Source organism: Streptomyces albofaciens JCM 4342 (genome assembly GCF_008634025.1).
In the GTDB taxonomy this organism is placed as follows: domain Bacteria; phylum Actinomycetota; class Actinomycetes; order Streptomycetales; family Streptomycetaceae; genus Streptomyces; species Streptomyces albofaciens.
Map to the genome: position 1 here is coordinate 2787530 of NZ_PDCM01000001.1, position 21989 is coordinate 2809518.

A 21989-nucleotide genomic window follows, 5' to 3' on the forward strand; every position below is an offset into this window, starting at 1 on the left:
AGCCTGGATCGCTGTGACGCTTCCCTCGCGATGTTACCCACCGTGGGTAATCACGCTGATGTCGATTCCGGAACAACTGGCCCTGATCCTGCTGCGTATGAAGTCCGATGCGACGGTGAGCAATGGGGACTCGGCAGAGAGCCGATGGCCCCTCAGCGCTCGCAGCGTCGGCCTGGCTCGCGCCGAGTTGAGTGACCTGTTGATCAAATGGGACCTGAGCACGGTGGTTGACGAAGCGCTGCTGGTGCTCTCCGAGATGGTCACCAATGCGGTCAGGCACGGGCGCGCGACTGCCGAGCGCGAGATCGAAACGCGGTATCTCCGCGTACCGGATGGCGTCCGGATCGAGGTGCGCGACTGGGCGGACGAACGCCCGGTGATCCGCGTACCGAGCGATACGGGTGGTTGGGGCCTGCGCCTCGTCGGCGAACTGTCCGCCCGCTGGGGCGTGGACGAACGCGCCGGGGCCGGGAAATCCGTATGGGCCGTGGTGACGGCCCCTGAGGGAAGCTGAGCGTGATGGATGACCGACTGATGGCCTCTCGGGTACGGCGGGGAGACCAAGTACGGCTGCGGGGCCGGTTGCAGGAAGTGAAGGCGGTCCGCCCCGACCGGGCGTCGTCCAGGCGCCCCACGGTGGTCCTGGTCTTCAAGGGGCACCCGTCGGAGCGGTTCACCGCCGACACCTGGCTCTGGGGACGCGACCGGAAGAGGTCGCGCTGATGGTGGTCAAGGCGATCTACCGGTTCGTGGACTGGGTGTTGCAGCTCGACACGTCGGGCAGCCCGCCGATCTTCGAAATGAAGTGCATGAAGTGCGACGCGGCCTCCGGTGCCTTCGAGGACCCGGCGCCAGCTCAGAACTGGGCGCTGAAGCACGCGGGCCGCGAGGGTCACACCCTCTTCCAGGCCGTGAACCTCTCGTACTTCCGAGCGACGGCGGTAGGGGAGACCCGGTGATGCGCCGGGGCTGGAGGAACGCGCGCCGGGGGCTCCGATGGGCCGCGGGGATAGCTGACGAGGCGACCCTCCGAGCGCAAGAGCAGTGGTGGCGGCACGTGACCGACCGAAGGTTGTTCCGCCTCTTCGACCGCGAGCGCGCCCGGCTGACCGCAAGGAGCCCACGCGGTTGCCGGCGCTGCGCGCAGCAGTGCCCAGCCCCAGGAACGGTCCTAGTCAAGAAGGAGCGGGGCTGGCCTCTGGCGTAACCCTGGTCGGGGCTGCTGGCCGAGCCCGGCCAGCGCCTCCCCCCGAACTCCCTTGGTGATCACAGGCCGTACGACTTCCGACTCTGTCCGCTCCGCAGGGTCGTGAACGCGAACGGTCGCGTCACTGGGGGCGGCGGTCCGGCTCTGTCGGCTCCCCTTCAGGGCCGGACCGTGATCGACAACCCAAGATGCAAGACCGGACCACCCCTCGCCTGGACAGCTTCCGGGGTGGCCCGGGTGGGGTTGCCGTGGTGTGCATGTGCGGTTGCCCTGCTTGATCAGTGATCCGGTGAGCAGGGAAGGGACTTGAGTCGATGGACGCCTTCGGCGGCGAGGGGTTGGCGGCCCACGGGTTCGACCCTGACGAGACGGTGTGGGTCCGGGGTGTGGACTACGTGACCGGTTGGCGCCAGGCTCGGGAAGTCGGCGCGGCCCCGATGGAGGCTTTGGCGGAAGCGAAAATCGACGTGATGAGTCTCAAGGCGCTTGCAGGTTGCGTCGCGGCGGGGCAGGGCGAGGCGACGAGAGCAATCGCGCCCGGATCCTCGACACCGAAGGTAATTACTTTGCGACGTGGAGTGACTTGATTGAGTAATTATAGAAGGCGGGATGAAGGCCCCAATGCCCCGCTTAGCTGGCTGGCGTGGAAGGCTCAGATCAACGGTTCTCCTTGGCGTGGTTCGTTGGAGTACCTTATTTACTCTGATGCCATCTTAGGGGAGTCAAGTACCTCAACTTTCGGCCCTATGTTTCTACATTCGGTCATCAATGGGCTGCATGCCAATCACCTTAGCGGTAGCCTGATGCCCTGCCTATCTTTGCGTATCGACTCTCACTTGCCGCGGGGTGACAGTGGGACACTTTTTCCGATCGACATAGACGGAGTTGCCAACCTAGAGATTGATGATGAGGTGGCCTGCCTGCTATCGCTAATAACCGGGGCTCGGATGCGGTCGGGCGGGATAGTCAGAGTCTTTGAACCCGATGGCGACCCGTTGGGCGTGCCGAACTATTTCGCTCACAGGCCTCCTGACTGGTCGTCCCCGCGTTTTCCTGGCAAGAGGCTTTACCCGAGCGCTCGCGGTGCAGACATCACTAATGTTGCGAAATGGATGCAAAAATATGAAAAGTTGGGGCGTGATGACGCTGTCGTGCTTATAAGATCCGCGCGGCAGGTAAGAGACGCGTTGTGGGTGTCCGAGACCGACCCCGAGCTGTGCTGGCTGCTCCTGGTATCAGCACTGGAGGCGCCAGCATCGCGACACGCCATCCCGCGGGGAATGGATCCGTCCGACATGCTGACGAAGGAAATGTCAGCACTTGCTCACAATGTTGAGATGGCGGGCGGAGCTGACCTGTTGCGGGTGGTTGCCGCCGAATTGGTTCCCATCGTTAAAGCAACGAGTCGATTTTTGAACTTCGTAGACTCCTTCTGCCCCGATCCGCCAAAACTCAGACCTCTCGATTCGGTGAGGTTGCCATGGGGTGAGATCCGAAAAAGAGTGGGACAGGTTTACTCGTATAGGTCGAAGAGGCTACATGAAGCCAGGCCGTTTCCGAAACTGATGTGCAATGCGCCAAAGGAAGCCCCAATCGTTGCTGCGGAAGTTCCCTCCGCGTTGGTCGAAAGGGGGGCTGCCTCCGTCAAGGGTGCCGAACCATTGCCTATGCATCTGCATATGTTCGGGTATATAGCGCGTGGGTGTATATTAAACTGGTGGGATAGTCGAGCCGTGTTGGCGAAGTAATCTCGCTACCGCGAGCAATATTATCGTTTCCGTCTAGGAGGCTTGATAGGGGGACTTTTCGTAGATTAGGCGCCACGTCTGCTTGCTTTGCCTGAGATGGCGGGGCAAAACAGTAACTCCCCTAGGCACACCACACCCCGGCCGGTTCTCGTCAAACATGCGGGCGGGCGCCGGCCGGGCTGGGATGGGGCGGAGACACGAGCGCAGGTCCGGTCGGGAACCGGGCCGCGCACGGGGAGCGGAGCGAGCCGCCATCCCTCGTACGACTGGTTCCTGGACCAGTTCAAGGCAGCGGCCAGGGCCGCGGGGACTCCCCGGTACACGCCCAAGAGCTTCCGGCGCTTCTTCGTCTCGGAGGCCATCCACGCGGACATCCCGCTCTTCGAGGTCGCGGCTTGGGTGGGGCATCGGACCACCAGGACGACGGAGCTGGTGTACGGGCACCTCGTCCGCAGGGCGATGGAACGAGGTGCCCGGACCATGCACAACCGCTTGGGACTGAACCTGGCCCCCTTCAAGGGGCTCATCGCCCCGCCCCGGCTGACACCGGAGGAGGGCGACATGGGCGACGACTGGGACGACGTCGCGTAGGCGGTCGCAGGCGGTTCTCCGAAGGTGGTTTCCCGTGGCGTCGTGTCGACCTGGTGCTGACTTCGGCCCTCCTAAGCGATCTTGCTACGAGCGGCCGGACTCGCTGGAGGTGTTCAGGATGTTCACGTTCCTAAACAGCGCCGACGGGCACCCGTGCGACACCGCCGCAATCTGCCCTGGCTGCGCCTTTCCGCAGTTGAAGGCCCCTCCGAGGACGTACGTCTGCGGGCCTCCGATAGCTGCCATGGAGCCCCAGAACTGCGTGGTACTTCCCTGATAGGCAACATCCCGGAGCTGCCCGCAAAGCCGGCCGTCCCGGATGAGATATGCCCTCTGCTGTGTGAACTGGAAGTTGTACCGCTGCATATCAATCGACCAAGACCGGTCCCCCACCACATAAATCCCCCGCTCCACCCCGGAGATCAGCTCCTCCGTGCCGGGGCCCTGCGGGGCGGGCTGCAACGACACGTTCGCCATGCGCTGGACGGGGACGTGGGCGGGGGAGTCGGCGTAGGCGCAGCCGTTGGAGCGGGGGGAGCCGGTGAGTTTGGCCATGCGGCGGTCGAGTTGGTAGCCGACGAGGGTGCCGTTCTTGATGAGGTCCCAGGACTGGGCGGCCACGCCCTCGTCGTCCCAGCCGATCGTCGCCAGGCCGTGTTCGGCGGTGCGGTCGCCGGTGACGTTCATGATTTCGGAGCCGTAGGCGAGTTCGCCGAGCTGGTCGAAGGTGGCGAAGGAGGTGCCCGCGTACGCGGCTTCGTAGCCGAGGGCGCGGTCCAGTTCGGTGGCGTGGCCGATCGACTCGTGGATGGTCAGCCAGAGGTTGGAGGGGTCCACGACCAGGTCGTAGCGGCCGGGGGTGACGCCGGGGGCGCGGAGTTTCTCGGCCAGGTGGGCCGGGATCTCGGCCAGTTCCGCGTCCCAGTCCCAGTGGCCGCCGGTGAGGTACTCCCACCCTCGGCCCGCCGGCGGGGCCAGGGTGCGCATGGAGTCGAACTCGCCGCTCGTCGGGTCCACGGCGACCGCGGTCAGCTCCGGGTGGAGGCGTACGCGTTGCTGGGTGGTGCTGGTGCCCGCCGTGTCGGCGTAGAACTTGTTCTCCTGGACGGTCATCAGGGTGGCGTCCGCGTGCGCGACGCCCTTCGCGGCCAGCAGGCGGGCGCTCCACTCGGCCAGCAGGCCGGTTTTGTCCGCGTCCGGTACGTCGAACGGGTTGATCTCGTAGGAGGAGATCCAGGTGCGGTCGGGGTAGGCGGGTTCGTCCGCCAGCTCGACACGCTCCGTGGAGCCGGCTGCCTCGGTCACCTTGGCGGAGAGCTTGGCCATGGCCACCGCCTGGCCGGCCACCCTCGCCGCGGCGTCCATCGTCAGGTCGACGCCGGCGGCGAAGCCCCAGGCGCCGTTGTGCACCACGCGCACGGCGTAGCCCAGGTCCGTGGTGTCGGAAGCCTCCGAAGGGCGGGCGTCCCGCAGCCGCCAGGACGCGCTGCGCAGCCGCTCCAGGCGGAAGTCCGCGTGCTCGGCGCCCAGCGCGCGGGCCCGCGCCAACGCGGCGTCGGCCAGTGCGCGCAGGGGCAGGGCGAGGAAGGTCTCGTCGATCGAACGAGGCATGACAGGCAAGGCGTCCTCCCGTGGTCGGCGCCATGAATCATGCCCTGCCCGGGGCGTCCGGCCCACCCCGAGGGGGACCCGGACGGCGGCATCTTCTGTAGGGACCCGACAGTGACCGGCGTGCGCGCCTGTCCGGGCTCGATTCTCCGTACGAGGCCGGTGACCGATAGTTTCGTAGCGAACGCAGGTCGGACAGGACACGGAAAGGGTGATCTCTTGAGCCGCTCGGTTCTGGTCACCGGAGGCAACCGCGGCATTGGCCTCGCCATCGCCCGGGCCTTCGCCGAGGCAGGCGACAAGGTCGCCATCACCTACCGCTCGGGGGAGCCGCCCGAGGGATTTTTGGCCGTGAAGTGCGACATCACGGACGCCGAGCAGGTCGAGCAGGCCTACAAGGAGATCGAGGAGAAGCAGGGCGCGGTAGAGGTGCTGGTGGCCAACGCCGGCGTCACCCGCGACCAGCTGCTGATGCGGATGTCCGAGGAGGACTTCGCGTCGGTCCTCGACACCAACCTCACCGGTACGTTCCGGGTGGTCAAGCGCGCCAACCGCGGGATGCTGCGGGCGCGCAAGGGCCGTGTCGTGCTGATCTCCTCCGTCGTGGGCCTGCTGGGCTCCGCGGGCCAGGCGAACTACGCCGCCTCCAAGGCGGGCCTGGTGGGCTTCGCCCGGTCGCTCGCCCGTGAGCTGGGCAGCCGTAACATCACCGTCAACGTCGTCGCGCCCGGTTTCGTCGACACCGACATGACCCGTGCGCTCACCGACGAGCAGCGGGAGGGCATCGTGAAGCAGGTGCCGCTCGCGCGCTACGCGCAGCCCGAGGAGATCGCCGCCTCGGTCCGCTTCCTGGCCTCCGACGAGGCCGCGTACATCACCGGAGCCGTCATTCCCGTCGACGGCGGATTGGGCATGGGTCACTGATCAGCATGAGTGGAATCCTCGCAGGCAAGCGCATCCTCGTCACGGGCGTACTGACCGAAGCCTCGATCGCCTTCCAGACCGCCAAGGTGGCCCAGAACGAGGGCGCCGAGGTCATCCTGACCGGCTTCGGCCGGCTGTCGCTGGTGGAGCGGATCGCCAAGCGGCTGCCCAAGGAAGCGCCGGTCATCGAGCTGGACGTGACCAACCAGGAGCACCTGGACGGGCTGGCGGACAAGATCCGTGCGCACCAGGGCGACGACGCCCGGATCGACGGCATCGTGCACTCCATCGCCTTCGGCCCGCAGGGCGCCTTCAACTTCCTGGAGGCGAGCTGGGAGGACGTGTCCACCGCGGTGCACGTCTCGGCGTACTCGCTGAAGTCGCTGACCATGGCCTGCCTGCCCCTGATGGGCCGCGGCTCCTCGGTCGTCGGCCTCACCTTCGACGCCCAGACCGCCTGGCCGAAGTACGACTGGATGGGCGTGGCCAAGGCGGCCCTGGAGGGCACCAGCCGTTACCTGGCCCGCGACCTGGGCCCGCGGGGCATCCGCAGCAACCTGGTCTCGGCCGGCCCGATCAAGTCGATGGCCGCCAAGTCCATCCCGGGCTTCGAGGAGCTGGCGGACGTGTGGAACCACCGCGCTCCGATCGGCTGGGACCTGACCGACCCGGAGCCGGCCGGCCGCGGTGTCGTCGCCCTGCTGTCGGACTTCTTCCCGAACACCACCGGCGAGATCGTGCACGTCGACGGCGGCGTGCACATGATGGGCGCCTGACGCCCGTGACGTACGGCGGCATCAGGGGTGCCTGACGCCCGTCGGCGACTGCAATGACGCGACGCTGCCCGCCCCGGTCCGCCGGGGCGGGCAGCGTCGCGTCGTACGGGCCTCGCCCGCCGTGGGATCAGCCGGTGCGCCGAGCGCCGAGCCGGCACCCGAACGGGTGGGTGCTCGCCTCCGCCGCGGCGCGTTCGTCGTCGCCCGCGCGGATCGCCGCCACCAGCCGCGCGTGGTCCACATGCGCCTCGGGCCGCAGTACGTCGCCCACGTCGGCGCGCAGGAACTCCCGCAGTACGCCGCCGAGGTCGGCGTACAGCTCGGCCAGCACCTCGTTGTGGGCGGCCGCGACGACCGCCATGTGCAGGGTCGCGTCGGCCTCCACGAACGCGGTCGCCGCGCCGGACTCCCAGGCCCGCTCGCGCCGCTCCAGCGCGGTGTCGAGCTGCCGCAGGTCGTGGTCGGTACGGCGGCGCGCGGCCAGCTTGGCCGCCGCGGCCTCCAGCGCGCTGCGCAGCTCCGCCACGTGCTCCGGGTCGGCGTCCGCGAAGCGTCGGTTCATCACCCCGGCCAGCTCGCTGGTCGCCGCCACGTACGTACCGGAGCCCTGGCGGATGTCCAGCAGACCGTTGTGCGCCAGTGCCCGTACGGCCTCGCGGACGGTGTTGCGGGCCACGCCGAGCTGTTCGACCAGCTCCGGTTCGGTCGGGATGCGGGAGCCCACCGGCCATTCGCCGGAAGTGATCTGCGCCCGCAGCTGCGTGATCACCTGGTCCGCCAGCGCGGAGCGCCGGGGCGAGGTCAGTGGCATGTCAGCGCTCCAGTGGGACAAGGGCCGGGGGCCCGACGGTAGGCACCGCGAGAGGATAGCGAGCCGGTCGCCGACACCGGGCCGACGGCCCGCGTGGCCGGGCAGGACGCACGCCGGGCGCCTCCGGGCGTCCCCGGTGCGCGCCCCGAAATCCCTGGACAACCATTCATCCCATGATTCTATGATGAGCCGCATGGCAGACGACTCCCTCGCGACGCTCGGCCCCGGTGCCGGGTCCTCCGGCCCGCCACCGGACCGGCACACGAGCGCACCGGACCGGCTCACGCGCGCACCGGACCGGCTCACGCGCGCCCCGGTCCGGCCGGAAGCCGCACCGGGACCGCACCACCACCCCCCGGTTCCCGGCCGCGCCGTGCCGATCGTCATGATCCTCGGCCTGTTCCTGGCCGCCCTCAACCTCCGCCCGGCCATCACCAGCCTCGGCCCGCTCATGGAGGAGGTTCGGTCCGGCCTGGGCATGAGCGCGACCGTCGCCGGCCTGCTCACCTCCGTACCGGCCCTGTGCTTCGCGGTCTTCGGCGTCGCGGCCCCGCGGCTGGCCCGGCGCTTCGGCCCCGGCGCGGTCGTCTGCGCGGGCATGGCCGCCATCGCCGCGGGCATCGTCGTACGGCCCTACACGGGCAGCACCGCCGGCTTCCTCGCCGCCACCGCACTGGCCCTCGCGGGCATCGCGGTCAGCAACGTGCTGCTCCCGGTCGTCATCAAGACCTGGTACCCGGACCGCGTCGGCCCGCTGACCGGCCTGTACTCCATGGCGCTGGCGCTGGGCAGCGCCGTCGCCGCGGCGCTGACCGTCCCGGTCACGAGCGTGCTCAGCGGCAGCTGGCAGGCCGGTCTCGCGGTGTGGGCGCTGATCGCCGCGCTCGCCGTCCTGCCCTGGCTGACCGTCGTACGCGGCCGCAGGGCCGAGCGCGGGACGGCCGCCGCGAAGCCCGCCGCGCCGCCCGCCCTGCGGGTCGGCACGTCACCGACCGCCTGGGCGCTGGCCGTCTACTTCGGCCTCCAGGCCACCGCCGCCTACGTCACCATGGGCTGGATGCCGCAGATCTTCCGCGACGCCGGGGTCCCGGCGGGTACCGCGGGCGTGCTGCTCGCGGTCACCATGGCGATCGGCGTACCGCTGTCCTTCGTGCTCCCCCGGGTGGCCGCCCGGATGCGCAACCAGGGTCCGCTCGCCGTCGGCCTGGGCCTGTGCGGGCTGGCCGCCTACGCCGGCCTGTGGCTGGCCCCGGCCGGCGGGGCCTGGGCCTGGACGCTGCTCATGGGCCTCTCGAACTGTGCCTTCCCGCTGGCCCTGACGATGATCGGGATGCGTGCGCGGTCCGCCGAGGGCGTCGTACGGCTGTCCGCCTTCGCCCAGAGCGTCGGCTACCTGATCTCCCTGCCGGGGCCGTTCCTGGTGGCCACGCTCTACCAGCACAGCGGCGGCTGGGGGCTGCCGCTCGGGCTGATGGCCGGGCTGATGGTGCCCCAGATGGCGGTCGGGATGCTGGCGGGCCGGGACCGCCGGATGGAGGACGAGGCCCGGGTGCGACACTGAAGCCATGCCAGTGCTCGAACCGAATCCGCAGGGCGGACAGAAGAAGCTGCTCATCGTGCTGGGGGCGATGCTGGCGGTGACCGTCGTCATCGGCGTCATCGCGAGCATCGCCTCACCCTGAGGCACGGGGCGGCTCGGCCGGGAGGTGGTGGGGGTAACCCCACCGTCCCCTAGGGGGCCGGGCTCAGGGGCAAGTGGGTGGCGTACCGGATGGGAACGGCCGCCGCCGGACCGTAGATTCGCAGCACACCGTGCCGCTGCGGTGGGCGCGGCCGCACCACGCGGCCGCGTCGTCCCCGCCAACGCCCCCGGAGGCCACCGATGTCCGCCGTGTCCAGCCGGCCGTCCGTCCCCCGCAGCCCGGGTGCCCGCACGGGCCTGCCGTGGTGGGCCGTGGCGCTGGCCGTCGTCTCCTTCGTCACGCTGCTCGTCGTCATGACCGCGCCGTCCCCGGCGCACGCGGTGAGCGCGTCCCAGGGCCTGGCACCGCTGCTGGAGTTCCTCGCCCGGGTCGTCGGCATCGGCGTCTGAGGGCCGGTGGCCGGGGGCCGCGCACGGCGCGTTCACCCTGCGGGGGGAGCGCCCCAACACCTCGCGCCCCGCGCCGGGTTTCATGCGAAGCTGGGACACATGAGCGCCGAAACACCTCGCCGGATTGTCCTTCTTCGCCATGCCAAGGCCGACTGGTCGCAGGAGAGCGACCATGAGCGTCCCCTCGCGGAGCGCGGCCGCAAGGACGCCCCGGCCGCCGGTCACTGGCTGGCCGGAGCCGGGATCACCCCCGACCTGACCCTGTGCTCGACCGCCCTGCGTACCCGCGAGACCTGGAAGCTCGTCGTGGGCGAGCTGCCGCAGCGGCCCCGGACCGTCTACGAGGAGCGGCTGTACGAAGCCTCCCTCGGCGAACTGATCGCGCTGCTGAACGAGACCTCCGACGATGTCGAGGACCTGATGCTGGTCGGCCACAACCCGGGCATGCACGGGCTCGCCGACGCGCTGGCGGGCGAGGCGGAGGGCGACCTGCTGTCCCGGATGAACCGCAGCGGCTTCCCCACCTCCTCGATCGCCGTGCTGACCTTCACCGGCTCCTGGAAGTCGGTCGAGCACGGCGTCGGCCGCCTGGCCGCGTTCTGGGCGCCGCACGCCTGACGGGAAGACCGGTACCGCCGTACGGACGAGGGCTCCGACGCCGCGCGCGTCGGAGCCCTCCGCCGTTCCGTACGGTCCGGAAGCCGCGGCCGTTCCGTATGGTCCGGAAACCGCGGCCGTTCCGTACGGTCCGGAAGCCGCGGCCGTTCCATGCGGTTCCGGAGCCCGCGGCCGTTCCGTACGGTTCCCGAGCCCGCGGCTCAGTCGTCGTGGGTGTCCGCCGCCTCGACCTCTTCACGGGTGATGCCGAGCAGGTACAGCACGGTGTCCAGGAACGGCACGTTCACCGCCGTGTGCGCGGCCTGGCGGACCAGCGGCTTGGCGTTGAACGCCACGCCCAGGCCCGCGGCGTTGAGCATGTCCAGGTCGTTGGCGCCGTCGCCGATCGCCACGGTCTGCGCGAGCGGCACGCCCGCCTCGTGGGCGAAGCGGCGCAGCAGCCGCGCCTTGCCCGCGCGGTCGACGATCTCGCCGGTCACCTTGCCGGTGAGCTTGCCGTCGACGATCTCCAGGGTGTTGGCGGACGCGAAGTCCAGGCCCAGCTCCTCCTGGAGAGCGTCGGTGACCTGGGTGAACCCGCCCGACACGACGCCGACTTGGTAGCCGAGGTGCTTGAGGGTGCGGACCAGCGTCCGGGCGCCGGGGGTCAGCCGTACCTCCTTGCGCACCAGGTCCACCACGGACGCGTCGAGCCCCTTCAGGAGCGCGACGCGGGCGTGCAGCGACTCCTCGAAGTCCAGCTCGCCGCGCATCGCCGCCGTGGTGACCGCGGCGACCTCCTCCTCGCAGCCCGCGTGCCGCGCGAACAGCTCGATGACCTCGTCCTGGATGAGGGTGGAGTCGACGTCCATGACGACCAGGCGCTGGGCGCGGCGCTGGAGGCCGGAGGAGACCACCGCGATGTCCACTTCGAGTGCGGCGGCCTCTATGGCGAGGGTGGTGCGCAGGGTCTCCGTCGCGGTGCCGGAGACCGCGAACTCCACGGCGGTGACGGGGTACTTGGCCAGTCGGAAGATGCGGTCGATGTTGGCGCCGGTGCCGGTGATCGCGGCGGCGATGGCGGCGGTGCACTCGGCGGTCAGCGGGTGGCCGAGCACGGTGACGTGCGAGCGGCCGGTGCCGCGCGGCCGGTTGTCACCGGTGCCGGAGATGATCTCGGCCTGGAGGTTCAGCGACTCGGCCCAGCTGTGCACGGTGGCGCGCAGGTCGCCCTCGGAGACGCCGGACGAGCCGTCGGTCGGCACGGGTGAGGTGATCAGGACGCACAGCACGATGCGCCCCCGGGTCACCACCTGTTCGATGTCGACGACGTCGACGGAGTAGGCGGCGAGGGTGTCGAAGAGTCCGGCGGTGATGCCCGGCCGGTCCTTCCCGAAGATCTTGACGAGGAGGGTCGGTACGTCATCGCCCGGTACGGCGGTGGCAGGCGGGATCTGCGATGCGCTCATGGTGCTCTTACGGTAACCGGACCGCGCCGGCTCCCGTACAGGTGTCCGTGGTCCGGACGCTCCGCTGTTCAGCGGCGTTCTCCCGGCGTTCGCGCGCGGGCTGTCAGCGGCCCTCTCCGGGCCGTCCGGGCGGCGGCGGGCCGTCGGGCGGGTCCTCGCGGCGCTTCCGGGGCGTGCCGTGCGGCTTGGGCGGCACCGGGGGACGAGGGGGAGGGGGCGGCTGGTGGCCGCCGCCCACCGTGGGGCGGGACTCCGGCGGCGGGGGAGCCTCCGGCGGCCTGCTCCCGGGGCGGCGCGCCGTCGGCGCCGCGTGCCCGGCGGGCGGCGGGCCCCAGTCGCGGGTGTGCGGGGGCTGTTCGGGGGGCGGCGGCCAGGTCTGGGTCTCCGGCGGGGGGCCTGCCGGCGGCGTCGGCCAGTTCTGGGGGCGGGGCGGTTGTCCGGGAGGCGGCGGCGGAGGCTTGTGCCCCTCCGGGCGGCGCATGTACGGATTCGTATCGGCATTCGGAGGCCGATATACGGGGGAGGGGCTGTACGGGCCGGGCCCGTAGGCGGCGTCGGGGTAACCCGGACCTCCGTACCCCTGCGCGGAAGCCGCGTGGTCCTGCCCGTACCTCTGCGTGTGGGCATCGGAGCCGTTGCCGTACGTCTGCGCGTGGGCATCGGCCCCCTGCCCGTACCTCTGCGCGCGCACATCGGGCCCCTGGCCATACCCCTGCGTATGGGCCGCGGAGCCCTGCCCGTACCCCCGTACGTCCTCCGGCTCCGGCCCCGCGCGCTCCGGAAGCCGTACGGCCCGCCGCCCGGCCGCCCCCGTGGCGCACGCCAGCAGGCCGCCCGCCAGGCCCGCCCCCGCGCCCCACACCGCCCCCAGCGCGAACGCCGCCGGCACGCTCCCGCGCAGCTCCAGGCCCGCGCCGAAGGCGTCGAAGCCGAAGACGGACAGGCTCGCGTTCGCCGAGACGCCGGTCAGGTGCACCAGCAGCGGCAGCGCGAGCGCCGCCAGCGCGCCCAGCCCGGCCGCGCAGCGCAGCGCGAACGGCAGCGTCCGGGCACCGTCCCGCGGCGTGCGGACCGCCGTGAGCACGCCCGCGAGCACCATCATCAGGACGGCGGCCACCGGCAGCAGCCACACCCGCCCGTCCAGCTCGGCGAGCCGTCCGATGGTCAGCTGCGCCTCGTTCCGCCCGCCGAGCAGCCGGTCCACGGGGTCGGGGAGGAACCGGGTGAGCACGCCGGAGGCGCTGCCGTGCCAGGGGACGAAGAGGCCGAGCGGGATGCCGAGCCACACCCCGTTCGGGGCGGCGAGCAGCGCCGCGCCCAGCACCCGCCGCGGGTGGTCGTCGCCGATCGCCGCGTACCCGGCCGCCGCCAGGCCCGCCGCCACCGCCACGAGCGCCACCGTGACCAGCGCCGACGCCGCGGGCCGCACGAAGCGGTGGGCCGCCGTGAGCGCCCGGGGCAGCGGCGCCCGCCGGGCCGCCAGCACCGTGATCACCAGCACCCCCAGTACCCACACCGCGCCGCCGAGGAGGGAGGCGCCCGTATCCACCGCGAACCCGACCGACGCCTCGGCGCCGATGAGGTCGGCGATCCGTTCCGGCAGCCCGCCGCCGTCGCCGTCCCCGATGCCGAGCCCGCCCAGGCCGTCCCGCAGCCGGTCGAGCAGCCCGTCGCCCCCGCCGCCTCCGGAGCCACCGCCCCCGCCGCCGACGAGTCCGCCCAGCCCGGCCAGCGTCTTGCCGTCGATCGTTACGGAGTCGTGTCCGGCCCACGCCAGGAAGGCCAGCAGCGCGACGAACAGGCCCGCCAACACCCCGGCGCGGGCGGCCAGTTCACCCCAGCCGACGGTCGCCCCGATCCGGCGCAGCGACCGCGCGAACACCCACCCCAGCACCAGGGCGCCCACCAGACCCACACCCAAAGGTGCGATGTCAACGGCGGTTTCGGCCGCCTGTCCCTCCAGCCCGAAGGCGCTCACATCGCCCGACGGCGTCACGGAGCCGCCCACGGCCAGCACCACCGCCGCGGCGGTCAGCGGCCCCAGCGACGCGGCGGAGTCGGCGCCCAGCAGGTGCAGCCCCAGCGCCGCCACCCCGGCCATCGCCAGGAACGCCCAGCTGACGGCGGCGACGGCGGACAGGACGGCGTCGCCCCAGCGGATCCGTGCGGTCTTGCCGGTGGTCATCCGAGCCCCCGATCCGAGCCGAGCCGTCCCGAACGCGCACGATGCCATGATCCGTACGCATCCGTGGGTGCTTACCACTCTCCGTGGGCGTTTCGCCGCCGTCAACGCGGCCGGCCGACGACCTTGCCGGGCCCGTTTTTTGGCTCCGGGCACCGTGCCTGAAATAGTTCCTCACGATGTTCGCCATCCCTAGACTTCCCATACAGGGCGTCACTCGGGGGACTATGTAATGGGGCATGGAGTGCCTGAACTCGTACTCGAATTGAACGGACGGACCTGGACGCTCGACCCGTCCCGGTCCTACAGCCTGGGCCGTGATCCACAGGGCGACATGGTGCTGGACGACGCCAGGGTCTCCTGGCGGCACGCCATCGTGCGCTGGGGCGGGCACAGTTGGGTCATCGAAGACCAGGGCAGCACCAACGGCACGTACGTCCAGGGCCGGCGGATCCACCAGCTGGAGATAGGCCCCGGCTCCGCGGTGCACCTCGGCAACGCCACCGACGGCCCGCGGCTGACCCTGTCGGGCAGCGCCGCGCCGGCCGCCGGTGTGCACAGTGCGCAGACCGCGATGGCGCAGCCGCAGGTCCAGGCCGGGCCCGGCTGGGCCGCGCCGCCGCAGGTCCAGCAGCAGCCGCCGGTCCACCATGCACCCGTCCACCACCAGGCCCCGGCCCACCAGATCCCGCAGCAGCAGGGCTGGAACCAGCAGCCGCAGGCCCCGTACGCCCAGCAGCCGCCGCCGCAGAGCCGGCCTCCGATGGCGCAGCAGCCCCCCGTGGCGCAGCCCCCTGCCGACCGGTCCGGCGCCACCGCCCCGCCGGTCTACGGCGACCGCAGCCCGACCACGTTCCACCGCCTCGACCTCGGCCGTGTCATGCGCATCGGCCGCGCGCTGGAGAACGAACTGGTCGTCTCCGACCTCCAGGTCTCCCGGCACCACGCCGAGTTCCGGGCCACGCCGGACGGCCGCTTCGAGATCCACGACCTCGGCAGCCACAACGGCACGTACATCAACGGCCAGCCCGTCCCCAAGTCGGGCAAGGCCCCGGTCGGCCCGAACGACATCATCGGCGTCGGCCACTCCACCTTCCGGCTGGTCGGCGACCGGCTGGAGGAGTTCGTCGACACCGGCGAGGTCTCCTTCTCGGCCCGCCACCTGACCGTCACCGTCGACGGCGGCAAGCAGATCCTCAAGGACGTCTCCTTCGGCGTCCCGGAGAAGTCCCTGGTCGCGGTCATCGGCCCGTCCGGGTCCGGCAAGTCCACCCTGCTCAAGGCGCTGACCGGCTACCGGCCCGCCGACCAGGGCGACGTGCTCTACGACAACCGCAACCTGTACAAGCAGTTCGCCGAGCTGCGCCAGCGCATCGGTCTGGTCCCGCAGGACGACATCCTGCACAAGGAGCTGACCGTCCAGAAGGCCCTGAAGTACGCGGCCAAGCTGCGCTTCCCCGGCGACACCGCCGAGGCCGAGCGCACGGCGCGGATCGACGAGGTGCTGCGCGAGCTCAAGCTCGACGTCCACAAGGACAAGAAGGTCACCTCCCTGTCCGGCGGCCAGCGCAAGCGCGTCTCGGTCGCCCTGGAGCTGCTGACCAAGCCGTCCCTGATATTCCTGGACGAGCCGACCTCCGGCCTGGACCCGGGCATGGACCGCGACGTCATGCAGCTGCTGCGCGGCCTGGCCGACGACGGCCGTACGGTCCTGGTGGTCACCCACTCCGTCGCCGAGCTGGCCCTGTGCGACAAGCTGCTGGTGATGGCGCCGGGCGGCGGCGTCGCCTACTTCGGCCCGCCCGAGGAGGCGCTGAACTTCTTCCAGTACGACTCCTGGGCGGATGTCTTCTCCGCCTTCGAGAACTACCGCGACTACGACTGGATGGGCCGCTGGCGCGGCTCCCCGCACTACCAGATGTACGCCGCGGACATCGACGCGGTCGCCCCGCAGTCGGTGTCGGTCCAGGCGCCCCCGGCCCGGATGCAGAAGTCGCAGAGCTGGGGCTCGCAGCTGTGGACCCTGATGCGGCGCTATGTCTCCGTGCTCGCCTCCGACCGCGGCTTCCTCGGTCTGATGCTGATCCTGCCCGCGGTGCTCGGCGTGGTCTCCATCCTCATCCCCAGCCAGCACGGTCTGGGCTACGGCCCCAAGGGCCCCAACCGCGACGCCAGCACGATCATGCTGATCCTCGCGGTCGGCATGTGCTTCTCGGGCGCCGCCAACTCGGTCCGTGAGCTGATCAAGGAACGGGTGATCTACGAGCGGGAACGGGCCACCGGCCTGTCCCGGTCCGCGTACCTGATGTCCAAGGTGATCGTCCTCGGGGTGGTCACCGCCATCCAGGGCGTGATCATCGCGGCGATCGGCTTCACCCCGCGCAAGATGCCCACCGAGGGCGTGCTGTTCAAGGACCTGCCCGCCGTCGAGATGGCGCTGGCGGTCATCGCCCTGGGCTTCACCTCGATGATGTTCGGCCTGATCATCTCGTCGCTGGTCAAGACCGCCGAGAAGACCATGCCGCTGCTGGTCATGTTCGCCATCGTCCAGGTTGTCTTCACCGGCGTGCTCTTCCAGCTCTTCGATACGGTCGGCGTCGCCCAGGTGGCCTGGCTGATGCCGTCGCGCTGGGCGGTGGCCGCGATGGGCGCGACCGCCGACATGAACACGCTGCTGCCGTGGGAGGCGGGCAACCCCGACCCGCTGTGGAAGCACGAGGCGAGCGTCTACGCGATGGACCTGATCATCCTCCTCGCGCTCGGCGTCGCGCTGGCCTTCGCGGTGGCCCGGCTGCTGCGCCGCCACGAGCCAGAGGTCATGCGCAAGTAGCGCGGTACACCGGAAACGCGCCGAGGGGCGGCACCCACAGTGGGTGCCGCCCCTCGGCGCGTGCTGGTCCGGCTCAGTACGCGGAGTTCACGTTGTCCATCGAGCCGTAGGTCGCGGCCGCGTAGTTGCAGGCGGCGACGATGTTGGCGACCGGGTCGAAGATGTCCCAGGAGGTGCCCTCGACGTGGTACGCCTGGAAGGTCGGGTCGATCACCTGGAGCAGGCCCTTGGACGGGGTGCCCTGCTGCGCGTTGGAGTCGTAGCCGTTGACGGCCTGCGGGTTGCCGGTCGACTCGCGCATGATGTTGCGGTAGAGACCGTCGTACGAGCCGGGGATGCCGTGCTTCTGCATGATGTCCAGCGACTCGCGGATCCAGCCGTCCAGGTCGTTGCTGTACGTCTTGGCCGGCTCCGGGGCCGGGGCGGCGGCGCGGTCGGCGGACCGGCTCGCGGCCTCCTGGTCCTTGCGCTCCTGCTCGGCCTTGGCCTTGGCGTCGGCCTCCTCCTTGGCCTTGGCCTCGTCCTCGGCCTTCTTCCTGGCCTCGGCGGCGTCCTTCTCGGCCTGCTGGGCGGAGGCGTCCGCCTGCTTGCCGAGGGTCTCCAGCTGGGTCTTGGCGGCGTGGTCGACCGCGCTGAAGGCCACCGGCTTGATGTTCCGGCCCGCGGTCTTGTCGTTCTGTCCGGCGTCCGCCGAACCCGGGACGAGGGCGAAGACCAGCGCGGCGGCACCGGCCGCGGCGACGCCGGCGGCCGAGAGCTTGTGCGTCCGGTTCAGGCGGGCGTAGCCGGGAATGGCGTGCTTGGGCATGCGGGATCAGACCTCTTCCAATGGGGTGCGCCGCTGTGGCCGGGAAAGGCGGTGAACGCCGAGTTCTGTCCACGGCGCCGAGCGACGGCAGTCATTGTTAGCGGCCGGAAATTCGCCGAGCAAAGAGCCGAATTACGATCCCGCTTAGTGGAACCCGTGCTGCGGATCTCGCGTCACGGTCGGCTCATCCCGGCGTCAGGTCCGGGTCCACCCCAGGTACACCCCGCATCGTCCAAAAGTCGTACGTGTCCCGCAAAGCCACTAATGCCATTCGTAAGTGACGTAGGTCCTATGCGCGGCGTCACACCGGGCAAGGGGTTTAGTTGCCCGGTGTGATTGCATTCGCACAGCGTGTCAGTGAATTAGATCTCCACCAGCACCTGGTCCAGGGACTTACGGACCAGATCCGGTACCCGGCAGTCCTCGGCCGGATATCCCACCGGAATCACCGCGAACGCCTTCTCGTTCGCGGGCCGCCCCAGCACCTCCTGGAGGAAGCGCATCGGACTCGGTGTGTGCACCAGGGCCGCCAGGCCCGACAGGTGCAGCGCGGACAGCAGCATGCCGACCGCGATGCCCACCGACTCGTCCACGTAGTAGTGCTTGTGCTTCGTGCCGTCCGCGCCCAGCCAGTACCGCTGCTGGAAGACCACGATCAGGTGGGGCGCTTCGGTCAGGTGCGGCTTGACCTCGTCCGTACCCAGCGGGCGCAGCGCGGCCAGCCACTCCTCGCCGAGCCGCCCGGCGTAGGAGAGACGTTCCTCCGCCTCCGCCGCCTCCCGGATGCGCCGCCGCACTTCCGGGTCCTTGACCAGGACGAATGTCCAGGGCTGCTGGTGCGCGCCGGAGGGCGCGGTGGCCGCGCAGGCGATGGCGTCCTTCACCGCCTGTTCCGGCACCGGGTCGGGGGAGAACTGCCGGACGGTGCGCCGCCGGTCCATCCGCTCCCGCAGCTCGGCGGCGCGGGCCAGGGATTCGCCGGCCGGCATCCGCTCGGGGTGGTACGGCACCGACCGGTAGGGATCGCCGTGGGTCGGTGCCCAGTTCCTCGTTGGTGTCGACATGCTCCGAGTGTGGGGTTCAGGACGGCAGGATGAGGTGGAGATCCCCGAACTCGTGCCACAGGTAGCGGCGGTGGACGGCCTCCGCGTACGCCCGGCACAGCGAGTCCCCGAAATCCGCGCCGGCCGCCGCCCGCCCGACCGCCTCCAGCATCAGCAGGTGCGACGCCTGCGGCTCGTGCAGCCCGGTCAGCAGCCCGTCCACCGCCCGCACCCCGCGCTCCGGGGTGACGACCAGCTCCGTCCACCCGGACGCCGGGCGGATCCGCCCGGCCGCGTCGGCGGCGGTCTCCAGCGCCCGTACGGCCGTCGTCCCCACCGCCACCACCCGGCCGCCGCCCGCCCGTGCCGCGTTGATCTGCCACGCCGTCGACGGCGGCACCGCGAAGCGCTCCGGGTACGGCGGCTCGTACGCCTCCGCCGACGCCACCCCCGTGTGCAGCGTCACCGGCGCGATCTGCACACCCCTGCTGACCAGCCGCGCCACCAGGGACGCGGTGAACGGCCGGGCCGCGCTCGGCATCTCCGCGCTGCCGCCGCCGTCCGGCGAGTCCACCGCGAAGACCGTCTGGTACGCGTCCAGCGGCTGGTCCCGGTCCGTATAGCCGTAACGGATCGGCCGCCCGTACCGGCGCAGCAGATCCGCGACCGGCGCCCCGGACGTCCGCGCCCACCACAGCCGTACGCCCCCGCGGTCCACCGGCGCGCGCAGCTCCAGCCGCGCCCCGTCCGGCAGCCGCACCACCGTGCCGGCCGGGCCGCCCGCCCGCTGCCGGGTGCTGCCGCGGCCGTCCGGCGTCCGCAGCTCCACCGCCCAGTCCCCGGCCGCCGCCTCCGGCCGTGGATGCTGCCGGTCGGCGCGCGTCGAGAAGTGCACCACCACCGGCTCACCGCGGCCCCGCCCGTCCCCGAGCCGGCCGTCCAGCGCCGCCGGCAGGGTCCGCGAGGTGTTCACCACCAGGACGTCCCCGGCCGACAGCAGCCGCGGCAGCTCCCGGAACGCGTGGTGCGCGGGCTCCGCCGTACCCCGGCTGACCAGCAGGCGCACCGCGTCCCGGCCCCGGCCGGGCGCCCGCTGCTCGGCCGGCTCCCGCGCCGACAGCTCCGGCGGCACCCGCAGCACCTCGGCGGTCACCGGGCACCGTCCAGCAGGCCGGGCGCCGCGTACCGGCCGCTGGCCGCGCCCGCGTCCAGCAGCCGCAGCAGCGCCGGGACGACCGTCTCGGGCAGCGGGCGGCCGGAGCCGTCGTCGCCGGGCACGGCCGCCGCGTACAGGTCCGTCCGCATGTCGCCCGGATCCACCCACCACACCCGCAGCCCCGGCTCCTCGACCGCCAGCACCGCCGAGAGCTGGTCGAGCGCCGCCTTCGCCGCCCCGTAACCGCCCCAGGTCTCGTACGCCTCGGCCGCCGCGTCGGAGCTGATGTTCAGCACGGCCCCGCCCGCACTCCTGGGCGCTTCTGTCCCTATGTGGGGGTCGTCGTCACCTATATAAGGAGAAGAGACGGACGTCCCGAAGAGCGACGACGCCCGCAACAGCGGCAGCGCCTCCTGTACGAGTCCCAGCGGCGCCACCGTGTTCACTTCCAGCGCCGCCCGCAGCCCGTCGAGCGCATGCTCCTCCAGCCGCACCAGCGGCTCCGCGCCCAGCACGCTCGCGTTGTTCACCAGCAGGTCCAGCCCGCCCAGCCCCCGCGCCGCCGCCACCATCTCCGCCCGGTGCGCGGCGTCCGCCACGTCCCCGGGCAGCGCCACCACCCGCGCCCCGCCCCGGCGCAGCTCCCGCGCCGCCTCCTCCAGCGGCCCGGCCGACCTGGCGTCCACCACCAGGTCCCAGCCGCGCCGGGCCAGCGCCGCGCCCAGCGCGCGCCCCAGCCCCTTCGATGCCCCCGTAATGACTGCCACCGGCATGATCCCGGCCCGCCTCTCCGTCTCGATTCGCGTCCGTACCGTCACGCTAGGAACGGGACGTCCCGGGCCACCTCGGGCAGCGGACGGGCCGGACCAGGGCACTTCGGCCTAGTCCCGACGGCGTAAGCGGAGGCCGACGGTGGTCGGATACGGCTGTCGGTGCCCGCCGGTACGGTGATGCCATGACCAACGGACCGGGAGACGGACACGGGCCGGGAGACGGGCCGGGCGCCGGGATCCCCGCCGTGAGCAGCGCGATCCTCGCCATGAGCCGGCACCTGGAGGTGCGCGACGTCCTCAAGACGATCGTCGCCTCCGCCCGCGAACTGCTCGACGCCGAATACGCCGCGCTCGGCGTGCCCGACGACCACGGCGGCTTCGCGCAGTTCGTGGTCGACGGCGTCAGCGAGGAGCAGTGGAAGGCCATCGGCCCGCTGCCGCGCCAGCACGGCATCCTCGCCGCGATGCTGCACAACGCCACCCCCGAGCGGCTCGCCGACGTCCGCGCCGACCCGCGCTTCGGCGGCTGGCCCGCGGCCCACCCCGACATGTCCGACTTCATCGGCCTGCCGGTCGCCGACGGCGACGAGATCCTCGGCGCGCTCTTCCTCGCCAACAAGCGGTGCCCCAAGCCCGCGGGCGGCTGCGGCTTCACCGCCGAGGACGAGCGGCTGCTCGGCATACTCGCCCAGCACGCCGCCATCGCCCTGACCAACGCCCGGCTGTACGAGCGCAGCCGCGAACTGACCATCGCGGGGGAGCGCGCCCGCCTCGCCCACGAACTGCACGACGCCGTCGCCCAGAAGCTCTTCTCGCTGCGGCTGACCGCGCAGGCCGCCACCGCCCTCGTGGACCGCGACCCGGCGCGTGCCAAGGGCGAGTTGCAGCAGGTCGCCGCGCTCGCCGCGGAGGCCGCCGACGAACTGCGCGCCGCAGTCGTCGAGTTGCGGCCCGCCGCCCTGGACGAGGACGGCCTCGTCGCCACCCTGCGCTCCCAGACCCAGGTCCTGGACCGCGCCCACCACGCCCGCGTCACCTTCGACTCCCGCGGCGTACGGGCCCTGCCGGCCGCCCAGGAAGAGGCGCTGCTGCGCGTCGCCCAGGAAGCCCTGCACAACGCCCTGCGGCACGCCCGCGCCGACCGGGTCGAGGTGACCCTCGTACGGCACGGCCAGGGCGCCCTGCTGCGCGTCGCCGACGACGGCCGCGGCTTCGACACCCGCGCGGTGCGCCGCGCCGGGCGGCACCTGGGCCTGGTGTCGATGCGCGACCGGGCGAGCGGCGTCGGCGGCCGGCTCACCGTGCAATCGGAGCCCGGCAAGGGCACCGCTGTGGAGATGGAGGTACCCGGTGGGTGACAAGGACAGGGGCGGC

General features: G+C 71.4%; 20 protein-coding genes. 12 read left to right on the forward strand and 8 right to left on the reverse strand.

The features are described 5' to 3' along the window. Positions 1–58 precede the first annotated feature (58 nt). The 4 genes from CP973_RS12515 (at position 59) to CP973_RS12530 (ending at position 1794) form a co-directional block, all read left to right on the forward strand. The gene (locus CP973_RS12515) at positions 59–514 is read left to right on the forward strand and encodes an ATP-binding protein (protein ID WP_244409426.1); all 456 of its coding nucleotides are present in this window, start codon (positions 59–61) and stop codon (positions 512–514) included. Positions 515–519: 5 nt separating this feature from the next. Further along, a complete protein-coding gene (locus CP973_RS12520; protein ID WP_150240211.1) occupies positions 520–723 on the forward strand; it encodes a hypothetical protein in 204 nt (67 codons plus the stop codon). Beyond that, positions 723–959 carry a DUF7848 domain-containing protein gene (locus CP973_RS12525; protein WP_150240213.1) on the forward strand — a complete coding sequence of 79 codons (237 nt, stop codon included), beginning with the start codon at positions 723–725 and terminating at the stop codon, positions 957–959. Before CP973_RS12520 ends, CP973_RS12525 begins: the two co-directional genes overlap by 1 nt. Positions 960–1521: 562 nt before the next feature. Beyond that, positions 1522–1794 carry a hypothetical protein gene (locus tag CP973_RS12530; RefSeq protein ID WP_150240215.1) on the forward strand — a complete coding sequence of 91 codons (273 nt, stop codon included), beginning with the start codon at positions 1522–1524 and terminating at the stop codon, positions 1792–1794. A gap of 1836 nt (positions 1795–3630) precedes the next feature. Here the strand turns inward: CP973_RS12530 and CP973_RS12535 are convergent. Next, entirely contained in the window at positions 3631–5157 is a 1527-nt protein-coding gene (locus tag CP973_RS12535) for a TldD/PmbA family protein (protein ID WP_150240217.1), read from the reverse strand. A 216-nt stretch (positions 5158–5373) separates the two neighbouring features. Between CP973_RS12535 and fabG the strand changes: the two genes are divergently transcribed. Next, positions 5374–6078: a 3-oxoacyl-[acyl-carrier-protein] reductase gene (gene fabG / locus CP973_RS12540; protein ID WP_003985790.1), complete on the forward strand. Its 705-nt coding sequence runs from the start codon at positions 5374–5376 to the stop codon at positions 6076–6078. Positions 6079–6083: 5 nt separating this feature from the next. Continuing rightward, a complete protein-coding gene (gene fabI / locus CP973_RS12545; RefSeq protein ID WP_150240219.1) occupies positions 6084–6854 on the forward strand; it encodes an enoyl-ACP reductase FabI in 771 nt (256 codons plus the stop codon). Between the two features lie 127 nt (positions 6855–6981). Here fabI and CP973_RS12550 read toward each other — a convergent pair whose 3' ends face one another. After that, positions 6982–7665 (reverse strand): FadR/GntR family transcriptional regulator, encoded by a 684-nt coding sequence (locus CP973_RS12550; RefSeq protein ID WP_150240221.1) that lies wholly within the window; start codon positions 7663–7665, stop codon positions 6982–6984. Between the two features lie 193 nt (positions 7666–7858). Between CP973_RS12550 and CP973_RS12555 the strand changes: the two genes are divergently transcribed. The 4 genes from CP973_RS12555 to CP973_RS12565 all read left to right on the forward strand — a co-directional run bounded on the left by CP973_RS12555 (position 7859) and on the right by CP973_RS12565 (position 10375). Further along, the gene (locus CP973_RS12555) at positions 7859–9226 is read left to right on the forward strand and encodes a CynX/NimT family MFS transporter (RefSeq protein WP_150240223.1); all 1368 of its coding nucleotides are present in this window, start codon (positions 7859–7861) and stop codon (positions 9224–9226) included. A gap of 4 nt (positions 9227–9230) precedes the next feature. Further along, positions 9231–9347, forward strand: coding sequence for an SGM_5486 family transporter-associated protein (locus CP973_RS41390; protein WP_254379843.1), 117 nt, complete (start codon positions 9231–9233; stop codon positions 9345–9347). Between the two features lie 200 nt (positions 9348–9547). Then, on the forward strand, positions 9548–9757 hold the full coding sequence (locus CP973_RS12560; protein ID WP_150240225.1) for a hypothetical protein: 210 nt from the start codon (positions 9548–9550) through the stop codon (positions 9755–9757). 99 nt (positions 9758–9856) lie between these two features. Then, entirely contained in the window at positions 9857–10375 is a 519-nt protein-coding gene (locus tag CP973_RS12565) for a SixA phosphatase family protein (RefSeq protein ID WP_150240227.1), read from the forward strand. Between the two features lie 200 nt (positions 10376–10575). Here CP973_RS12565 and serB read toward each other — a convergent pair whose 3' ends face one another. Both serB and CP973_RS12575 read right to left on the reverse strand, forming a co-directional pair. Then, entirely contained in the window at positions 10576–11823 is a 1248-nt protein-coding gene (gene serB, locus CP973_RS12570) for a phosphoserine phosphatase SerB (RefSeq protein WP_150240229.1), read from the reverse strand. 103 nt (positions 11824–11926) lie between these two features. Then, positions 11927–14008, reverse strand: a complete 2082-nt coding sequence (locus CP973_RS12575) for a streptophobe family protein (RefSeq protein ID WP_150240231.1) — start codon at positions 14006–14008, stop codon at positions 11927–11929. 229 nt (positions 14009–14237) lie between these two features. On the opposite strand from CP973_RS12575, the gene CP973_RS12580 reads away from it, so the two are divergent. Continuing rightward, a complete protein-coding gene (locus CP973_RS12580) occupies positions 14238–16835 on the forward strand; it encodes an ABC transporter ATP-binding protein/permease (RefSeq protein WP_150240233.1) in 2598 nt (865 codons plus the stop codon). Positions 16836–16908: 73 nt separating this feature from the next. Here CP973_RS12580 and CP973_RS12585 read toward each other — a convergent pair whose 3' ends face one another. The 4 genes from CP973_RS12585 to CP973_RS12600 form a co-directional block, all read right to left on the reverse strand. Beyond that, positions 16909–17643, reverse strand: coding sequence for a transglycosylase SLT domain-containing protein (locus CP973_RS12585; protein WP_150240235.1), 735 nt, complete (start codon positions 17641–17643; stop codon positions 16909–16911). Positions 17644–18005: 362 nt separating this feature from the next. Next, a complete protein-coding gene (locus tag CP973_RS12590) occupies positions 18006–18707 on the reverse strand; it encodes a nitroreductase family protein (RefSeq protein ID WP_208853172.1) in 702 nt (233 codons plus the stop codon). Between the two features lie 16 nt (positions 18708–18723). Next, positions 18724–19839 carry an S-adenosylmethionine:tRNA ribosyltransferase-isomerase gene (locus tag CP973_RS12595; RefSeq protein ID WP_150240237.1) on the reverse strand — a complete coding sequence of 372 codons (1116 nt, stop codon included), beginning with the start codon at positions 19837–19839 and terminating at the stop codon, positions 18724–18726. After that, complete coding sequence (locus tag CP973_RS12600; protein WP_150240239.1) at positions 19836–20615, reverse strand: SDR family NAD(P)-dependent oxidoreductase; 780 nt, start codon at positions 20613–20615, stop codon at positions 19836–19838. Before CP973_RS12600 ends, CP973_RS12595 begins: the two co-directional genes overlap by 4 nt. Positions 20616–20797: 182 nt before the next feature. Between CP973_RS12600 and CP973_RS12605 the strand changes: the two genes are divergently transcribed. Continuing rightward, positions 20798–21973 carry a GAF domain-containing sensor histidine kinase gene (locus CP973_RS12605; RefSeq protein ID WP_150240241.1) on the forward strand — a complete coding sequence of 392 codons (1176 nt, stop codon included), beginning with the start codon at positions 20798–20800 and terminating at the stop codon, positions 21971–21973. Positions 21974–21989 lie beyond the last annotated feature (16 nt).

Coding starts and splice junctions, on each gene's coding strand:
- CP973_RS12530 (WP_150240215.1), top strand. CDS start 1,522: ATGGACGCCTTCGGCGGCGAGGGGTTGGCGGCCCACGGGTTCGACCCT.
- CP973_RS12580 (WP_150240233.1), top strand. CDS start 14,238: ATGGGGCATGGAGTGCCTGAACTCGTACTCGAATTGAACGGACGGACC.
- CP973_RS12550 (WP_150240221.1), bottom strand. CDS start 7,665: ATGCCACTGACCTCGCCCCGGCGCTCCGCGCTGGCGGACCAGGTGATC.
- CP973_RS12555 (WP_150240223.1), top strand. CDS start 7,859: ATGGCAGACGACTCCCTCGCGACGCTCGGCCCCGGTGCCGGGTCCTCC.
- fabI (WP_150240219.1), top strand. CDS start 6,084: ATGAGTGGAATCCTCGCAGGCAAGCGCATCCTCGTCACGGGCGTACTG.
- CP973_RS12520 (WP_150240211.1), top strand. CDS start 520: ATGGATGACCGACTGATGGCCTCTCGGGTACGGCGGGGAGACCAAGTA.
- CP973_RS12600 (WP_150240239.1), bottom strand. CDS start 20,615: ATGCCGGTGGCAGTCATTACGGGGGCATCGAAGGGGCTGGGGCGCGCG.
- CP973_RS12605 (WP_150240241.1), top strand. CDS start 20,798: ATGACCAACGGACCGGGAGACGGACACGGGCCGGGAGACGGGCCGGGC.
- CP973_RS12590 (WP_208853172.1), bottom strand. CDS start 18,707: ATGTCGACACCAACGAGGAACTGGGCACCGACCCACGGCGATCCCTAC.
- CP973_RS12535 (WP_150240217.1), bottom strand. CDS start 5,157: ATGCCTCGTTCGATCGACGAGACCTTCCTCGCCCTGCCCCTGCGCGCA.
- CP973_RS12575 (WP_150240231.1), bottom strand. CDS start 14,008: ATGACCACCGGCAAGACCGCACGGATCCGCTGGGGCGACGCCGTCCTG.
- CP973_RS12525 (WP_150240213.1), top strand. CDS start 723: ATGGTGGTCAAGGCGATCTACCGGTTCGTGGACTGGGTGTTGCAGCTC.
- CP973_RS12565 (WP_150240227.1), top strand. CDS start 9,857: ATGAGCGCCGAAACACCTCGCCGGATTGTCCTTCTTCGCCATGCCAAG.
- CP973_RS12515 (WP_244409426.1), top strand. CDS start 59: ATGTCGATTCCGGAACAACTGGCCCTGATCCTGCTGCGTATGAAGTCC.
- CP973_RS41390 (WP_254379843.1), top strand. CDS start 9,231: ATGCCAGTGCTCGAACCGAATCCGCAGGGCGGACAGAAGAAGCTGCTC.
- CP973_RS12560 (WP_150240225.1), top strand. CDS start 9,548: ATGTCCGCCGTGTCCAGCCGGCCGTCCGTCCCCCGCAGCCCGGGTGCC.
- serB (WP_150240229.1), bottom strand. CDS start 11,823: ATGAGCGCATCGCAGATCCCGCCTGCCACCGCCGTACCGGGCGATGAC.
- CP973_RS12585 (WP_150240235.1), bottom strand. CDS start 17,643: ATGCCCAAGCACGCCATTCCCGGCTACGCCCGCCTGAACCGGACGCAC.